The 15857-nt window shown below is 68.6% G+C and carries 13 protein-coding genes and 2 tRNA genes; 10 read left to right on the top strand and 5 right to left on the bottom strand.

The window, feature by feature from the left end; all coding sequences use genetic code 11:
• Window positions 1-51: 51 nt before the first annotated feature.
• Window positions 52-124: transfer RNA gene (locus OHA18_RS15985), tRNA-Arg, on the bottom strand.
• A gap of 108 nt (window positions 125-232) precedes the next feature.
• Between OHA18_RS15985 and OHA18_RS15980 the strand changes: the two genes are divergently transcribed.
• The 4 genes from OHA18_RS15980 (at window position 233) to OHA18_RS15965 (ending at window position 4998) form a co-directional block, all read left to right on the top strand.
• Window positions 233-787 (top strand): hypothetical protein, encoded by a 555-nt coding sequence (locus OHA18_RS15980; protein WP_329004880.1) that lies wholly within the window; start codon window positions 233-235, stop codon window positions 785-787.
• 170 nt (window positions 788-957) lie between these two features.
• On the top strand, window positions 958-1548 hold the full coding sequence (locus OHA18_RS15975; RefSeq protein ID WP_329004879.1) for a hypothetical protein: 591 nt from the start codon (window positions 958-960) through the stop codon (window positions 1546-1548).
• Window positions 1545-2783 carry a hypothetical protein gene (locus OHA18_RS15970; protein ID WP_329004878.1) on the top strand — a complete coding sequence of 413 codons (1239 nt, stop codon included), beginning with the start codon at window positions 1545-1547 and terminating at the stop codon, window positions 2781-2783. The genes OHA18_RS15975 and OHA18_RS15970 overlap by 4 nt, the downstream gene beginning before the upstream one ends.
• Window positions 2784-3108: 325 nt before the next feature.
• The gene (locus OHA18_RS15965) at window positions 3109-4998 is read left to right on the top strand and encodes a phosphoenolpyruvate carboxykinase (GTP) (RefSeq protein WP_329004877.1); all 1890 of its coding nucleotides are present in this window, start codon (window positions 3109-3111) and stop codon (window positions 4996-4998) included.
• 70 nt (window positions 4999-5068) lie between these two features.
• On the opposite strand, the gene OHA18_RS15960 is transcribed toward OHA18_RS15965, so the two are convergent.
• Window positions 5069-5725, bottom strand: a complete 657-nt coding sequence (locus OHA18_RS15960; protein ID WP_329004876.1) for a phosphoribosyltransferase — start codon at window positions 5723-5725, stop codon at window positions 5069-5071.
• Window positions 5726-5857: 132 nt separating this feature from the next.
• Here OHA18_RS15960 and OHA18_RS15955 point away from each other — a divergent pair, with 132 nt between their 5' ends.
• A complete protein-coding gene (locus OHA18_RS15955) occupies window positions 5858-6736 on the top strand; it encodes an LLM class flavin-dependent oxidoreductase (protein WP_329004874.1) in 879 nt (292 codons plus the stop codon).
• 133 nt (window positions 6737-6869) lie between these two features.
• Here the strand turns inward: OHA18_RS15955 and OHA18_RS15950 are convergent.
• A tRNA-Ser gene (locus OHA18_RS15950) sits at window positions 6870-6959 on the bottom strand.
• Between the two features lie 384 nt (window positions 6960-7343).
• Between OHA18_RS15950 and OHA18_RS15945 the strand changes: the two genes are divergently transcribed.
• From OHA18_RS15945 to OHA18_RS15930, 4 genes are all read left to right on the top strand, one after another.
• Window positions 7344-8813 (top strand): LCP family protein, encoded by a 1470-nt coding sequence (locus tag OHA18_RS15945; protein ID WP_329004873.1) that lies wholly within the window; start codon window positions 7344-7346, stop codon window positions 8811-8813.
• Between the two features lie 76 nt (window positions 8814-8889).
• The gene (locus tag OHA18_RS15940; protein WP_329004872.1) at window positions 8890-9858 is read left to right on the top strand and encodes a hypothetical protein; all 969 of its coding nucleotides are present in this window, start codon (window positions 8890-8892) and stop codon (window positions 9856-9858) included.
• Between the two features lie 34 nt (window positions 9859-9892).
• Complete coding sequence (locus OHA18_RS15935) at window positions 9893-10351, top strand: hypothetical protein (RefSeq protein WP_329004871.1); 459 nt, start codon at window positions 9893-9895, stop codon at window positions 10349-10351.
• A 4-nt stretch (window positions 10352-10355) separates the two neighbouring features.
• On the top strand, window positions 10356-11315 hold the full coding sequence (locus OHA18_RS15930; protein ID WP_329004870.1) for an acetylxylan esterase: 960 nt from the start codon (window positions 10356-10358) through the stop codon (window positions 11313-11315).
• 280 nt (window positions 11316-11595) lie between these two features.
• Here OHA18_RS15930 and OHA18_RS15925 read toward each other — a convergent pair whose 3' ends face one another.
• Together OHA18_RS15925 and OHA18_RS15920 are read right to left on the bottom strand one after the other, a co-directional pair.
• Window positions 11596-12000 carry a GNAT family N-acetyltransferase gene (locus OHA18_RS15925; protein ID WP_329004869.1) on the bottom strand — a complete coding sequence of 135 codons (405 nt, stop codon included), beginning with the start codon at window positions 11998-12000 and terminating at the stop codon, window positions 11596-11598.
• Entirely contained in the window at window positions 11997-12584 is a 588-nt protein-coding gene (locus OHA18_RS15920) for a class I SAM-dependent methyltransferase (RefSeq protein ID WP_329004868.1), read from the bottom strand. Before OHA18_RS15920 ends, OHA18_RS15925 begins: the two co-directional genes overlap by 4 nt.
• A 52-nt stretch (window positions 12585-12636) precedes the next feature.
• On the opposite strand from OHA18_RS15920, the gene OHA18_RS15915 reads away from it, so the two are divergent.
• Window positions 12637-15807, top strand: coding sequence for a BTAD domain-containing putative transcriptional regulator (locus OHA18_RS15915; protein WP_329004867.1), 3171 nt, complete (start codon window positions 12637-12639; stop codon window positions 15805-15807).
• Window positions 15808-15857 lie beyond the last annotated feature (50 nt).

Raw genomic sequence — 15857 nt, 5'->3', positions numbered from 1 at the left:
CCGGACATGCAAAAGCCCAGGTCAGGTGGGATCTGCCTGGGCTTCGGTTTGCGCGCTCGGAGGGATTCGAACCCCCAACCTTCTGATCCGTAGTCAGATGCTCTATCCGTTGAGCTACGAGCGCTGGACAACGTCGAGTAACGATACATGGAGGGGGTGGGTGTAGGCCAATCGGCTCTGGAGGGCGGCGCGGTGGGGGCACTGGGGGTGCTTTGAGCTCTACGATCCGCGCATGGGTATCGAGGACTTGCTGGGCGGGCGTGATCTGGGGGACGTGAAGAAGGCGGTCGGGTTCGTGATGGAGAACTCGGACGACTTCCAGAAGGTCCTGGAGCTCGTGCGAGGGCTGCCCGATGGCGCGGTCGGGTTCATCGGGAAGCTGCCGGAGCTGCTGAAGACGATCGGGACCGGGCTCGCGGAAGCCGGGGAGCAGGCGGCGAAGGCTGCTGGGGCGTTGGTCGGGGATGACGGCGAGGGTGGCGCTCGGAAGGCGCTGACCGGGAGCGCCGGCACGATGAACGCGGCCAAGGACAGGCTCAAGGACGCTGCCGGGATGCTGTCCGGGCTGGCGGGCGAGCTGGACAAGATCCCCGGGATCGGCGACGCGGCGGCGAAAAGACTGAACGACGGGAGCGGGCAGATCGGCGGCGTCGCGACCGAGGTCGAGAGCCTGGCCGGGAATCTGCAGGAGCTGTCCGACATCCTCGCCAACGTCGGCGACGCCCTGAAAGGCCTCGGCACGAAGCTCACCGAGTCCGGCGGTTCCGTCAAGACACTGCTCGCCTAGCCGGCTGGCTCACCTGCGGCGGATCAGCCCGTCAGGCGGATGCGACTTCGGATGCCGCTGGCAAGCGTGGGGCGGATCGCGGTTGGTTGGAACTGGCTCGGAGGACGCTGCGTCTCAGGAGGGTTGCCTGATGGGTTAGGGAGGACCTCCGCGTGGTTAAGGTCGCGGGCATGGGTAGTCGACTGGTGCGGGGTACGGCGATCGGGTGTGGGGTGGCTGCGATCGCGGGCGGTGGGATCGGGTGGGCGGTGGGGGAACCGGTGACACCCGCGGACATCGTGCCGGCGCGGGCGATGCCGGCGGATCTGTGTGCGCGGATCGGGGACGTGTCCAGCCTGTTGCCGAAGGCATCAAACGCGCCGGTGGCGCTGACGCAGGTCGGGAGTACGACGATCATCTGCGACGCGGCCGGCTCCCGGGCGCAGGCGCGGGCGTACACGGCGGCGAGCGTGAAGATCACCATCACGCCGTACGGCGGGCAGGACGCGGGCGCCGGGAACGTGCCGTTCACGCCGACGCAGACCGCGAAGAAGAACTTCACCCGGTCGCCGATGAAGACGCTCGCCGAGAACCGCCCGTATCCGACCAAGATCGAGCGGACCGCGACCGGCCTGGCCGGTGAGACGTGGACGGTGCACGCGTTGGTGCAGCGCGCGGACACCGTCGTACAAGTGGACTACACCGCCTATCCGGTGGACCCGGATGTGGCGCAGAAGGCGGCGCTGGCGCTGGCGGACCGGGCCATCTGGGAGAGCAAATGAGTACGCCGGAGATCCCGGGCTACCAGCTCGACCAGCGGCTGCTCGAGCACCCGCTCGCGGAGCTGTGGCACGGCCGCACGTTCACGGGGATGGAGATCATCGCGCTGGTGCTGAGCGAGGACGGCGCCCGCGACGAGACCGTCGTGGACCGGCTGACCCGGGCGAGCCGCGACGCCGCGCTCGTGCCCGGCCGGCAGGAGACCCCGCTCTGGGCGGCCAACTTCAACTCCAGCCGCCCGTACGCGATCACCCAACTCATCCCCGGGCAGACCGGCGCCGAGCGGCTGATCGACCCGCTCGACGGGATCATCGGGAACGACGAACAGTCGCTGCAAGCGATCCGCGAGCAGCTCAGCGGGTACGGCGCAACGCCGCCGCCTCTCCCGCTCCCCGACACCGACCACACCACCCCGGCAACCGCGACCGCCAACGCCGCAACCATCCCGTCGTACGTCGACCGTCCGCAGCAACCGCAGACCCAGCCGGCGCAGACCGAGCAGTCGAAGATCGACGTCGCCCGGCAGTACAGCCGCAAGATCGGCTCCTGGATCTACGCCGTCGTCGCGGTCGTCGTCCTGATCGTCTTCAGCATCACGTACTCCATCGGGTCCGCGATCGGCAGCGCGGTGAAGAAGGACGATCCGCTCGACGCCGCTCCGGCGCCGGCAGTCAGCCCGGAGGCGTTCCCGGCCAAGGTCCTGATCCCGCCGATCACCCTGGTGACGACCGCGCCGTACAAGCGTCCGGACGGATCGGCCGGCGTCTTCGGCGCGGCGTACCCGGCCGGCGCCGACCTCCAGGTCGTCGCGAACGCCGAACTGCCGTTCGCGCTCGGCTGGCCGCGGCCGCCGCAGGTGGTCCGGCTGGGTGAGTCCTCGCAGGTGGTGCTGCGGAAGATCGTGACCGCCACCGAGTACGACCCGAACGGCCTGAAGAACTCGTTCCAGGCGCAGCTCGCGCTGCATCCGTGTGTGAGCCTGGCGCAGTGCCTGGCCGACCGGCCGTCGTTCGATCAGCTGTGGACGAAGATCTACAAGACGACCACGCCGGCCACCGCGAAGGACGCGAAGACCTGGCTGACGGTGTCGACGAAGGCGCCGTACACGATCACGATGACGCGCGCGTTCCAGAGCGGCGGGCAGTGGTGGCTGGTCGGCGCGATGGTCTACGGCCAGGTCGCCGAGACGCCGGACATCCAGCGGGTCGTCAACGACATCTGGCGGCAGACCAGTTGATCGACCGCAAAATCTGCTGACACGGCCCGCGCGAACAGCGCGGGCCGTTCTCTTTTTCACAAGCGGCGCCGGAAAGCGATTGTCGCGAAAACTTTGTGACCGGGTTCACTTTCTGGTGGTTCACAGCCCTTGGGTCGGTCGCGTACCGTAGTACCACTTGCACACTGGTATACGCCCACTGGCCGCACTGGTATGCGAGAGATCACACCGCCAGCCAGCTGCATCGAACCGCCGGAGACCCCGGCGGCCGGACGCCGTACCCGCCTTTCAGCGTCGAGGGGCCGAACGTCGCCGGGCCGGACAGCCGAGAGGGAATGAGCCGCGAATGACGACTACCGCCAGCCCGACCCATACCGAGACCGCCACCACCGCAGCCACCAAGGACCCCCTCCCCGGCGAAGCCCCCACGCCGTACGACCTGACCAAGGCCCCGACCCAGCACGCTGGTCTGCTGAACTGGGTGGCCGAGGTCGCCGAGCTCACGCAGCCCGACCGGATCCACTGGGTCGACGGGTCGGACGCGGAGTACACCAAGCTGACGAACGAGCTGATCGCCGGCGGCACCATGGTCCGGCTGAACGACGAGAAGAAGCCGAACTCGTTCTGGGTCCGCACCGACCCGAGTGACGTGGCCCGGGTCGAGCAGCGGACGTTCATCTGCTCGGTCGACGAGAAGGACGCGGGCCCGACCAACAACTGGGTCGCTCCGGCCGAGATGAAGGCGACGCTGACGGAGCTGTACCGCGGTTCGATGCGCGGCCGGACGATGTACGTCGTCCCGTTCTGCATGGGTCCGCTGACGGCGGAGAAGCCGATGTTCGGCGTCGAGATCACCGACTCCGCGTACGTCGTCGCGTCGATGCGGATCATGTGCCGCACCGGCGCCGACGTACTGGCCAAGCTGGGCGAGGACGCGCCGTACGTGCCGTGTCTGCACTCGGTCGGCGCACCGCTCGCGCCGGGTCAGCAGGACGTGCCGTGGCCGTGCAACGACGAGAAGTACATCGTGCAGTTCCCGGAAGAGCGCGCGATCTGGTCCTACGGATCGGGCTACGGCGGCAACTCGCTGCTCGGGAAGAAGTGCTACTCGCTGCGGATCGCGAGCGCGATGGCCCGCGACGAGGGCTGGCTGGCCGAGCACATGCTGATCCTCAAGCTGATCTCGCCGGAGAAGAAGGTCCACTACGTCGCGGCCGCGTTCCCGAGCGCCTGCGGCAAGACCAACCTGGCGATGCTCGACCCGACGCTCGAGGGCTGGGAGGTCGAGACGCTCGGCGACGACATCGCCTGGATGCGGTTCGGCAAGGACGGCCGGCTGTACGCGGTGAACCCGGAGTTCGGCCTGTTCGGTGTTGCCCCCGGCACCGGTTGGAAGACGAACCCGAACGCGATGCGCACGATCGAGAAGGGCAACTCGGTCTTCACCAACGTCGCCCTGACCGACGACGGCGACGTCTGGTGGGAGGGCTACTCGCCGACCCCGCCGGACCACCTGACCGACTGGAAGGGCCGCGAGTGGACGCCGGACAACGGTGAGCTGTCGAGCCACCCGAACAGCCGGTTCTGCACGCCGATCGAGCAGTGCCCGATCCTCGCCGACGAGTACGACGACCCGAACGGCGTACCGATCTCCGCGATCATCTTCGGCGGCCGCCGCGCCACCACGGTCCCGCTGGTGACCGAGTCGCGGGACTGGGCGCACGGGGTGTTCATGGGCGCGACGCTGTCGTCGGAGACCACGGCCGCGGCGGTCGGCCAGGTCGGCGTCGTGCGGCGGGACCCGATGGCGATGCTGCCGTTCCTCGGGTACGACGCCGGACAGTACTTCGACCACTGGCTGACCGTCGGCAAGCAGCACGACGCGGCGCAGCTGCCGAAGATCTTCTACGTGAACTGGTTCCGCAAGGACGACGCGGGCAAGTTCGTCTGGCCTGGCTTCGGTGAGAACAGCCGGGTGCTGAAGTGGGTCATCGAGCGGCTCGAGGGCCAGGCGGCCGCGGTCGAGACCCCGATCGGCCGGGTGCCGGCCGCGGACGCGCTCGACGTCGCGGGGCTGGACATGACCGCGCAGGACCTCGAGATCGCGCTCGACGTGAACGCCGAGGAGTGGAAGGCCGAGATCCCGCTGATCGAGGAGTGGTTCGCCAAGCTCGGCGACACCGTGCCGACCGAGCTCAAGGTCGAGCTCGACAACCTCAAGGCCCGGCTGGGCTGACTCGGTCCTGACCTGACTTCGGCCGCCGAGTCGGAAGCCGGCGGCCGGACCCACAGCGCGGCGCCTCTGCTCACGAGCGGGGGCGCCGCGCTGTGCTGTCGGCCAGCACCCGCCGCACCTCGCCGTCGCTCACCGACGAGAAGTCCCGGTACGCCTGGCCGACAGCGTTGAAGTACCGCGGGATCCACGCGCACACCACCTGGTCGGCGATCTGGGCCAGCTGCCGACAACTGTCCACACCACCCACGGGTACGGCGACGATCACGCGCGCCGGCCGCTGCCGCCGTACCGCCTCCACCGCTGCTCGCATCGTCGAGCCGGTCGCCAGCCCGTCGTCGACGAGGACCACCACCCGATCCTGTACGTCGATCGGCGGCCGGTCGTCGCGGTACGCCTGTTCGCGCCGGTGCAGCTCCCGCAGCTCCCGCCGTCGTACCGCCTCCAGCGCTTCCGGCTCGACGCCCCGCGCGATCGGCTCGTTGCGGACCACGTGCAGGTCGTCGCCGACGCCGGCGATCGCGCCCATCGCCAACTCCGGCTGCCCCGGCAGGCCCAGCTTGCGCACGATCAGTACGTCGAGCTCCGCGTCCAGGGCGTCCGCAACCGGCGCCGCGACGGGTACGCCGCCGCGCGCGAGCCCCAGGACCAGCACAGAACCGCTGACCTGCCCAAGCTCGCCGGCCAGCACTTCGCCGGCCGCCGCCCGATCCGGATACGGCCTCCTCATGCCGCCATGATCCAACTACGTTGACCACATGCGAATCCCTGAGAGCGCGCGAGCCGTGCTCGAATCGAACGCCCTCGGTCACCTGGTGACGATCAACCCCGACGGCAAGATCGGAGGGGTAGGACCATGGGCATGAAGATCGGTGTGATGTTGCCGCTGGGAGCGGGCGATGGGCCTGGCGGCGGGATGCCGGGCTGGAAGGACGTGCGAGCGGTTGCCGAGGCAGCTGACCAGAGTGGGCTGGACTCGGTCTGGATCGCGGACCACTTCCTCTATCGCGACCCGCAGGGACAGATCTTCGGCATGCACGAGTCGTGGACCCTCCTGACCGCGGTCGCGGCAGTCACGTCCCGCGTGGAGCTGGGCAACATGGTCCTCTGCGCCTCGTTCCGGGACCCGGGCCTGACCGCCAAGATGGCCGCCACCCTCGACGAGGTCTCCGCCGGCCGCCTCATCCTCGGCGTCGGCGCCGGCTGGCACGACCCCGAATACGAAGCCTTCGGCCTCCCCACAGACCACCGAGTAGGCCGCTTCGAAGAATGGCTGGAAATCGTTGCACGCCTGATCCGCGGCGAAACGGTCACCTACAACGGCACCTACTACAAGGTCCAGGACGCCAACCTGGACCCAGCCCCGCCCCACCGCATCCCCATCCTGATCGCCGGCCACCGCCCCCGCATGATGCGCCTGACCGCCGAGTGGGCAGACCTATGGAACACAGCCTGGTACGGCCCCGCCGACGCCAAGGTCGAAGAGCGCCTCGACATCCTCCGCAAGGCAATCGAGACCGCCGGCAAACCCACCGACGCGGTAACCCCAACAGTCGGCGTAGTAGTCCGAGACCCGAACCAGCCACCAGTCGCCGACCCGGACCCCCGCGCCATCGAGATCCAAGATCTCCCCGAGGCCCTGGCGGCCTACGAGAAGCTAGGCGTAGCCCATCTGATCATCTCCCCAGAACCAATGACCCCACGCACGGTAGAACAAATCGCACAAGCAAAGCCCCACTAACCCGCAAACCCAGCCACGCACCCACCGGCGGTCCGGGGGCGGAGCCCCTCCGGGCGGGCCCCGGGGGTTGCACCCCCGGAAAATGCCGGAGCTCCCTGGTCTGCGCTTTCCGCAGACAGGGAGCTCCAAGGAGCGGAGGCGGCGGGATTTGAACCCGCGAGAGGGGATTACCCTCAACCCGCTTAGCAGGCGGGCGCCATCGACCGGACTAGGCGACGCCTCCTCCGACGATCCCCACGCGGGGGACACGACGACGGCCAAGACTATCCGCTCGACCGGCTCGGCGGCAAAGCGGGTGCGCCACCGCGTGCCGGACACTCTCGGTGGCGGGGGCGGTACGTTGGGGCAGTAGCCCAGGGCCCCTGTACTGTGGCGGCATCGACGGGGGTCGCCAGCATCACGTCAACCAACTGGGTGCCGTGGGCGTCTGAAGTACCGTGGGCCGCTGCGAGCGGCCGACGGAGGGTCGCCTTGTCGTCGATCAAGGAACGGAGCCATGTCGCGGAGTACTCGCGCAGCCGGTCGGAGGGCAGCGCCTCGTGCCAGCCGGTCCCGGCAACGTTCGCATCGGACCAGGACGGCCTCGAAGGCGATCGGCCTGACCCTGTTGAGCGCCCTCGTTCCGGGCTCCGGCCTGTTGATGGGCGGCCGGAAGAAGCTCGGCGCGTTCGTGCTGACGATCAGCGTCGGCCTGCTGCTGATCGCGGCGTACGTCGGTCTGACGCAGCGCGACTCGGTGCTGGCGCTGGCGGTGTCGCCGCGGCAGTTGCTGGTCGCGACCGGCGCCGTCGTATTGCTGGGCGGGCTGTGGATCTGGGTCGTGGTCGCGTCCCACAAGCTGCTCCGCCCGGTCAGCATGACCTACACGAGCCGGCTGGTGGGGTCGATGTTCGTCGGGTTGCTGTGTTTCGGGATCGTCGTACCGACGACCGTCGCTGCGCAGACCGTGATGGCGCAGCGGGACCTGGTCGGCAGCGTGTTCCAGTCCGAGGGCAACTCCAAGAGCGCGACCCGGCCGAAGGTGACCAACGCGAGCGACCCGTGGGCGAAGACCCCGCGGCTGAATCTGCTGCTGCTCGGCGCCGATGACGGCGTGGGCCGGACGGGTGTCCGTACCGACACGGTGATCGTGGCGAGTATCGACACCAAGACCGGCAACACCGCGCTGATCTCGCTCAGCCGGAACTGGATGCGGATGCCGTTCCCGGAGGACTCGCCGCTGCACAAGGTGTACCCGGACGGCTTCTGGGATCCGAGCAAGGGCAACGTGGAGCAGCCGGAGTACTACCTGGACGCGATGTACGACAACATCCCCAGGCAGCATCCGGGGATCCTCGGCCAGACCGACAACGAGGGCGCGGACGTGGTCAAGCTGGCCGCCAGCGCGGCGCTCGGCCTGGACATCGACTACTACATGCAGGTGAACCTGGCCGGCTTCCGGCAGATCATCGACGCGGTCGGCGGGATCACGGTGAACGTGAACTACCGGGTGCCGATCGGCGGTGACTACGGCGAAGGTCCGGGGTCGAACACCGAGAAGAAGCCGAGCGGGTACATCGAGCCGGGTCCGAACCAGAAGCTCGACGGGTACCACGCGCTGTGGTTCGCGCGCGGTCGGTACGGCCTGAGCGACCCGTCGCGGCAGGAGCGGCAGCGCTGCACGATCCACGCCCTGGTGAACAGCGTGAACCCGACGACGCTGGTGACGAAGTACCAGGAGATCGCCTCGGCCGGCAAGCAGCTGCTGCGCACCGACATCCCGCAGGAGATCCTGGGGGCGTTCACCCAGCTCGGGCTGAAGGTGAAGAACGCCAAGGTCACCAACATCGACCTGGACAAGAACAAGAACTTCCCGACCGGTAAGAACCCGGACTACACGGCGATGCAGGAGATCATCCAGAAGTCGCTCAGCGCGCAGACCAACCCGGTCGCGTCGACGCCGAAGCCGACCAAGAAGCCGACCACCGGGACGACGACGAAGAAGCCGACGCCGACGAAGACCACCCCCACCACCCCGGGGACGGCGGAGAACCTGAACGACGCGTGCGCCTACAACCCGAGCCAGACCGGTAACTGAGACAAATTCGGTTGATTGAACCCCCGGCGCGGAAGTATTGGTCCAAAGTGAAAAAGAGTCACACCTGGGGGTGACTGTGAGGCGTTCGCTGGCGGTTGTGGTCGGAGCTGCAGTGCTGGCCTGTGCGGGCTGCAGCAGTGAGCCGGAGAAGGGCGACGCGCCCGTGGCCGGCGGTACGCCGACGAAGACGAGCGCCCCGCCCACGTCGGCGGCGCCCACGCCGAAGCCCACCCCGAGTGTGGTGGCGCTGTCGGTGCCGATGTACCAGCGAGCGCTGACGAACGTCGAGAAGGTGCTCAAGCCGTCCGTCGCCCGGGTGATGAACGCGAAGACGGTCCCGGCGTTCGACGCCGCCCGCAGTCAGCTCGCCGCTGCCGCCGTACTCGAGCGGAGCGCGCTCGCGAAGATCACTCCGCCGCGCGGCCTGGTGACGGCGCATCCCGCCGTACTCGATGCCTTCGACGCGTACGCCGGGGACGTGAGCACGGAGCTGTCCAAGGCCGGCGAGACGAAGACCAGCTGCGGGTTGCCGAAGGCACCGGATCTCCGGCTGTACGAGGCCAAGGACGGTGTGCGGACCGCGTTCGCCGGGCTCGCGCAGAGCGTGCAGAAGTCGATCGGCAAGGGTGTGAAGTTCGGTGCGCTCTCGATCCCGGCGAAGCCGGTCGCGCCGGCCGTGCTCGGAGGCCGCGGCCAGAACGGTGACGTGTTCCAGCGGTCCGGTTCGCGCGGATCCGGCTCGCTCGAGATCACCAACGCCGGCGACGACGTGGTGATCGTCATCGCCGGCAGCAACCCGCGGCAGCCGCAGGCCTCGATCTACGTCCGGGCGAACAAGACCACGCGGCTGAACGGGATCCGCAGCCAGGACTACTGGGTCTACTTCAAGTCCGGCACGGACTGGGACGCGAAGAACCACCGCTTCACCGAGAACTGCTCGTACCAGAAGTTCGACGACGTCTTCGACGGCTCGTACAACTGGACGATCAGCCTGGCCAAGACCCCGCTCGGCAACGCGTCCTCGTCGGAGACGGAATCCTTCTGACGTGATCACCCCCGGCAGATGAGATCCTGTGTCGATGCGTACGACGTACCGGATGCGGGCAGGGCGGTTCCTGGGGATCCTGGCCGCCGGGCTGATCATTCTCGGGGTGGCCGTGGTGCTGTGGGCACTCGGGCTGCCGTCTGTCGCGGTGTCGGTGTTCGTCAGCCTCGGCGGGGTGATCGTGCTCGCCGGCCTCTGGATCCTGGCCCGGCCGCCGAAGGTCGCGCGGCTGCGGGACCGGGACATCGAGGTGCGCGGCGTACGAACGCCGTGGACCGACGTCACCGAGGTCGGGCGGGTGGAGACCACCCACGGTGAGGCGATCGTGCTGCGCACCAAGCAGCCCGACCACCCGATCCTGCTGCCGCTGTCCTGGCTCTCGCCCAAGCACGTCCCGGCGCTGGAGACCACGCTGCGCGAGAAGCTGAACGCCGCGCACGGATACACGATCTGGGACGGGACTACGCCGGAGGACAACAACAGCGCAGAATGATGCGGTGCTTTCCTTCGAGCTGTCATACGACGAGTTACTGACCTACCAGGGCACGAATCCGCGGCCCGCGGACTTCGACGAGTTCTGGGACAAGGCGCTGCTCTCACTCGATGAGGTGGCGGCCGACGCGGAATTCGTCGACGCGACGGACTTCCCGCTGACCACGGCGACCGCGCAACACCTGTACTTCAACGGCACCGGCGGCTATCGGGTGCACGCGAAGGTACTGCGGCCCGCCGAGCCGACCGGGCCGGCGGTGCTGCTGTTCCACGGGTACGGCGGTGAGCAGCCGAAGTGGGTCGAGCTGCTCCCGTATGCGGCTCGCGGGTTCACGGTCGCGGCGCTGGATGTGCGGGAGCAGGTCGGTTTCCGTACGCCGTCGCAGGCGGGCAACAGCTTCTCGTTGCAGCATCACCTGGTGCACGGGCTCGACGACGGGCCCGACGGGTTGCTGTACAAGCACATCTTCCTGGACACACGGCGGCTGGCCGAGCTGATCGGCGGTCTGCCTGAGGTCGACGCTGCGCGGATCGCGACAACGGGCTGGAGCCAGGGCGGCGGGTTGTCGTTGGTGGCCGCCGCGCTGACACCGTCGATCAAGTACACGGCGAGCGTGTTCCCGTTCCTGTGCGACTACCAGCGGACCTGGGACCTGAACCTGGAGACCGGGCCGTACGACGAGATCGTCACGTGGTTCCGCAAGCGCGACCCGCGGCATCTGCGGCAGGACGAGGTGTTCACGACGCTCGGCTACATCGACGTACAGAACCTGGCCCCGCGCATCCAGGCCGAGGTAACCCTCTTCGTCGGCCTCGAAGACCAGGTCTGCCCGCCGTCGACCCAGTTCGCCGTCTACAACAAACTCAAGTCGGCCAAGGAAACCCGCCTCTACCCCGACTTCGGCCACGACGACCTCCCCGGCGCCCACGACGACATCTACCAACTAATGGGCACCAAGCTCTAGGTACTGCGGTCGACGGACTCGTGGTTGCGCCTACCTCATACCCCGGGCATCAGCGTGGCCGAGGGACCTGCCGTCGTGTCGAGGTGTAGAACCTCCGATGCCTGTGGTGAGAAGCCCCAGAGCATCCGGCGTCTGCAGAGGCGTTTGAGGGGTTGACCCCTGAGATGGTCGGTTGGCACCCCGCATGCAGAGGGGACAACCGACAATCTCAGGGGTCAACCCCTCAAACGGTTCAGCTCAGCTCGACCCAGATGGTTCTTGGCGCGGTACTTGGCGGCCGCTACAGCAGGAACCAGTAGTTGACGGTTGCGCCCTGGGTGGATAGGCCGCCGCCCATCGAGTCGTACAGGTTGCGGGCGGGGGTGTTGTTGGCGCCGGTGGTTAGGAACATTTTGGTGGCGCCGAGGGACTGGCCCGTGGTTATGAAGGTGGTGAGGAGTTGGCGGCCGATGCCCTGGGATCGGTGGGATTCGAGGACCTCCAGTTGGTGGAGGTAGAGCATTGAGGAGCCGTCGGGGCGGGGTAGGTGGTAGCCCCAGCACCAGCCGGTGAGGGTGTTGTCGGTGAGGGCTGTGAAGGTGAGGGTGTTGGGGGATTTGAGGTAGCTCGCGTCTGCGGCGGTGTTCAGGAAGGTGTGGATGGCGCGTGCGAGTAGGTCGGCGTCGGGGGCGACTACGTCGGTCATCGTGGGCTGGTCCAGGTGATTGAGTAGCGGAAGAGGAGGTGGCGGCGGAAGGTCGCGCCGGGGAGGAGTTCCGTGACGAGGGACTGCATGTCCGGGAATGTGACGGGCGGCGGCCACACGACTGGTGACGGGTGTTCCCAGTAGCCCCTGGCAGCGCGGTAGCCCCAGTTCGCAGCTACGCCGACGAGCTCACGCGGCAGGTCGCGTGGCAGGGTCGCACGGGCGAGACCGACGACCGCCAGCACCCCACCCGGGCGGAGCAGCGAGCGCATCCGCAACAACCCCGCGCGGGCGTCGACGTGGTGCAGGGTGGCGACGGAGGCGACTACGTCGTACGACGCCGGCTCGAACGGGTACTCCAAGAAGTCGCCGTGCACGTATGAGATGTCGTCGCCGTACCCCTGTGCCAGCTCGAGGCTCGGCGTATCGAGGTCGATCCCGGTGACCGCCGGTACGACGCCTCGCAGCTCCCGGGAGAGCATGCCCTCACCGCAGCCGATGTCCAACGCAGACGAGGCGCCCCGCGGAACCGCCTGCAGGATGCGGGGGTGGTAGTGGATGTTGTGGTTCCACCGCTGGCTCATTCGCTCATCCTCGCCGAAGGTGGGGCCTACGATCGTGGGGGGAGGGTGAAGGGTGCGAATCCGGCTGCTCGGTGGTTTCGCTGTCGATCGCGGGGGGCGATCCGTCGATCCGAAGGTGTGGCGGCTGCGCAAGGCGCGGACGCTGGTCAAGCTGCTCGCGTTGACGCGCGAGCAGCGGCTGCATCGCGACGTACTGCTCGAGGCGTTGTGGCCGGACCGGGCCTCGACGTCGGCGATGAACAATCTCCACCAGGTCCTGCACGTCGGACGGAGGGCGCTCGCGGGCGACGAGCCGAGCAACGGATTGCTGGAGTTGCGCGACGACTTCGTCGTACTGCTCGCGGACGGGCTGGTCGACGTCGACGTACGGACGTTCGAACGGCTGGCGGTACTGGGCCGGACCAGCGGTGACCTGGCCGACCTGCGCGCCGCGGTCGCTGCGTACGCAGGCGATCTCCTGCCGGAGGACAGGTTCGAGGACTGGGCCGTCCGGCCGCGGGAGGAACTGCGGGCGACCTTCGGCAACCTTCTCGTCGACTTCGCCGACGCGGCCGCCGCAGCGGGCCAGGAAGCGGATGCGTTCGATGCCCTGACGCGCGCCCTCGCCATCGATCCGCTGCACGAACACGGCGTCCGGAGCCTCATGCGGCGGCATGCGGCGACAGGCCGTTCCTCGGAGGCGTTGGCGCAGTACGAACGTCTCAGAAGCGATCTGCGTACTGCGTACGGCACCGATCCGGACCCGGAAACGCAGCGCCTGTACCAAGAACTGCTGACCGGCACTGTCACCGTCGACGCGCAGCAACGGCACAACCTCGCGCCGGCGTTGACGAGCTTCGTCGGCCGTGAGCGCGAGATCGCGGACGTCCATCGCCTGATGGAGCAAGGCCGGCTGGTCACCCTCACCGGAGTGGGCGGCGCGGGCAAGACACGGTTGGCCGAGGAGGCTGCGCGCCGTCTGGTCGACTCGTACCCCGACGGCGTCTGGATCGCCGACCTCGTACCGGTGGCCGATCCGCAACTCGTCGCCGACACCGTCGCGGCCGCTCTCGGCCTCGACCCCGCGGCCGGCCCGGACTCGACGCGTACCCTCATCGCCCGCCTGGCGCCGCGGAACCTTCTTCTCGTCCTCGACAACTGCGAGCACCTGCTCGCGGCCTGCGCCGGCCTCGCGAGCGCAGTACGGCGAAGTTGCCCGGGCGTCAGCCTCCTTGCGACCAGCCGCGAACCGTTGCACGCTCCGGGCGAGGTGACCTTCCGGGTGCCGTCGCTCGAGCTTCCGGAGCCGGCGGATGCGGATGCCCTGGACCGGCTCGGCACGCTGTCGTCCGTGCGGCTGTTCGTCGATCGAGCCCAGGACGTCCGGCCCGGCTTCGTCCTCGATGCGGGCAACGCCGCCGCCGTTGTGGAGATCTGCCGGTGTCTGGACGGCATTCCGCTCGCCCTCGAGTTGGCCGCCGCACGCGCGTCGCACCTCGAAGCCGCGGAGATCGCCGCGCGTCTCGGCGAGGCGCTTTCGTTGCTGGGCCGACCCGGCGAGGTCACCCGGCACGCGACCCTGCGGGCGACGCTCGAGTGGAGCCATGCCTTGCTGTCGGACGACGAGCAGGTCCTGCTGCGCCGGCTTGCGGTCTTCTCCGGCAGCTTCTCGCTCCGGTCCGCCGAGCAGGTGTGTGCAGACGACCGGATCCCCGGTCCGGAGGTGCTCGACGTCCTCGGCCGCCTGGTCGACAAGTCGCTGCTGCTGGTCGACCACGACGGGCCGCGCTCCCGGTACCGGCTCCTGGAGACCATTCGGCAGTTCGCGTACGAGCGTCTGGTCGCCGCGCAAGAAGCCGCACCCATGGAGGCCGCACACTGCCGGCACTTCCTGGAGCTTGCGGCCGACGAGGATCCGGAGCAGGGCGGCGTCGTGGTCGAACGCCCCCAGCTCCTCGACGCCGACCACGACAATCTCCGCGGCGCGCTGGGCTGGGCGCTCCGCCATGATCACCAGCAAGCGTTGCTGCTCGGGCTCAGCCTGTCGCCGTACTGGCTGGCGCGAGGCCACTTCTCCGAAGGCGCGGGCTGGCTGGAACGTGTCCTCGAGGTCGCCGTCGAACCATCGCGCGAGCGAGCCCGGGCCATCTTCGCGCTGGCGATCCTGCTCGCCCGGAGCGGCTTGTCCGACCGGCTGCCCGGTCTCGGCGACGAGGCGGTCGCGATCGCCGAGCAGTCCGCAGACCCGCTCGACCTCGTCACCAACCGGGTACTGCGCGGCACGCTGCTGCTCGGGAGCGGTGATCTCGACGACGTCGAGCAGACCGCCGTCAACGCGCTCACCCAGGCCGACTCCTTGGGCGCGGCGCCGCTCGCCGCGGCCGCGCAAGGGCTGGCCGCGATGACCGCACTGTTCCGCGAGAACGCCGAGCTTGCACAGCAGCGCTTCGAAGAGTGCCTACGGCGGTTGGGGCAGCTCGACGCGACCGCGGTCCGGTTCTTCCCCGCCGTCACGATGTGTCTACCGCTCGTGCCGGTCGGCGGCCGGTGGATCCCGGTGTTCGAGGAGACGTTCCTGCTCGGTCGTCGGGTCGGCGCCGTGCAGGGCACCGGCTACGCATTGTCAGGCTTGGCCGACGCACACCGGTTGACGCGAGACCTGGACGCCGCACAGGACGCGGTACGGCGGTCCGTCGACACCTTCACCGGAATCGAGGACGCATCCGGACTCGGCCATGCCCTCAACCACCTCGGCTGCATCGAGCGTGACCAGGGACTGTTCGGTCCGGCCGAGGAGCATCTACGGGAAGCGCTCCGGATCCGTCAGCAGCTGGGCGACCGTCGAGGTGAGAGTTTGACGCTCGCCAATCTCGGTCTGCTCGCCGCGGCGGCCGGCGATCCTGGGGCGGGAAGGCGGCTCACCCGCGCGGCACTCGACCGCGGTGAAGCGGTCGACGATGCGCCTGCCGCGGGCGGTGCTTTGCTGAATCTGGCCGTCGTCGAGTTGTTCGCCGACGAACGGCGAACCGCGCGGATCCTGGCCGAGCAGGCGGTCGAAGCCTTTCACCCGCAGGGATATCTGCGACTCGAGGCGTGGACCCGGCTGCTCGCCGCCGAGCTCGCCGCCGACGACGGTGACACCGAGGTTGTGAACAGACACGGTCCGGTGGCGGCGGAGATCTTCACCCAGCTGGGCTGCCGGATCGGTACGGCGCGTGCGGCCGCCCTGCTCACGGAACGCTAAGTCACGCTAAGCCATTGCGAAGACGTCCTTCCTAATGTCGTTCGCAGTCC

This window comes from Kribbella sp. NBC_00709 (assembly GCF_036226565.1).
In the GTDB taxonomy this organism is placed as follows: Bacteria; Actinomycetota; Actinomycetes; order Propionibacteriales; family Kribbellaceae; genus Kribbella.
This window is presented reverse-complemented; position numbering and strand designations above follow the sequence as displayed.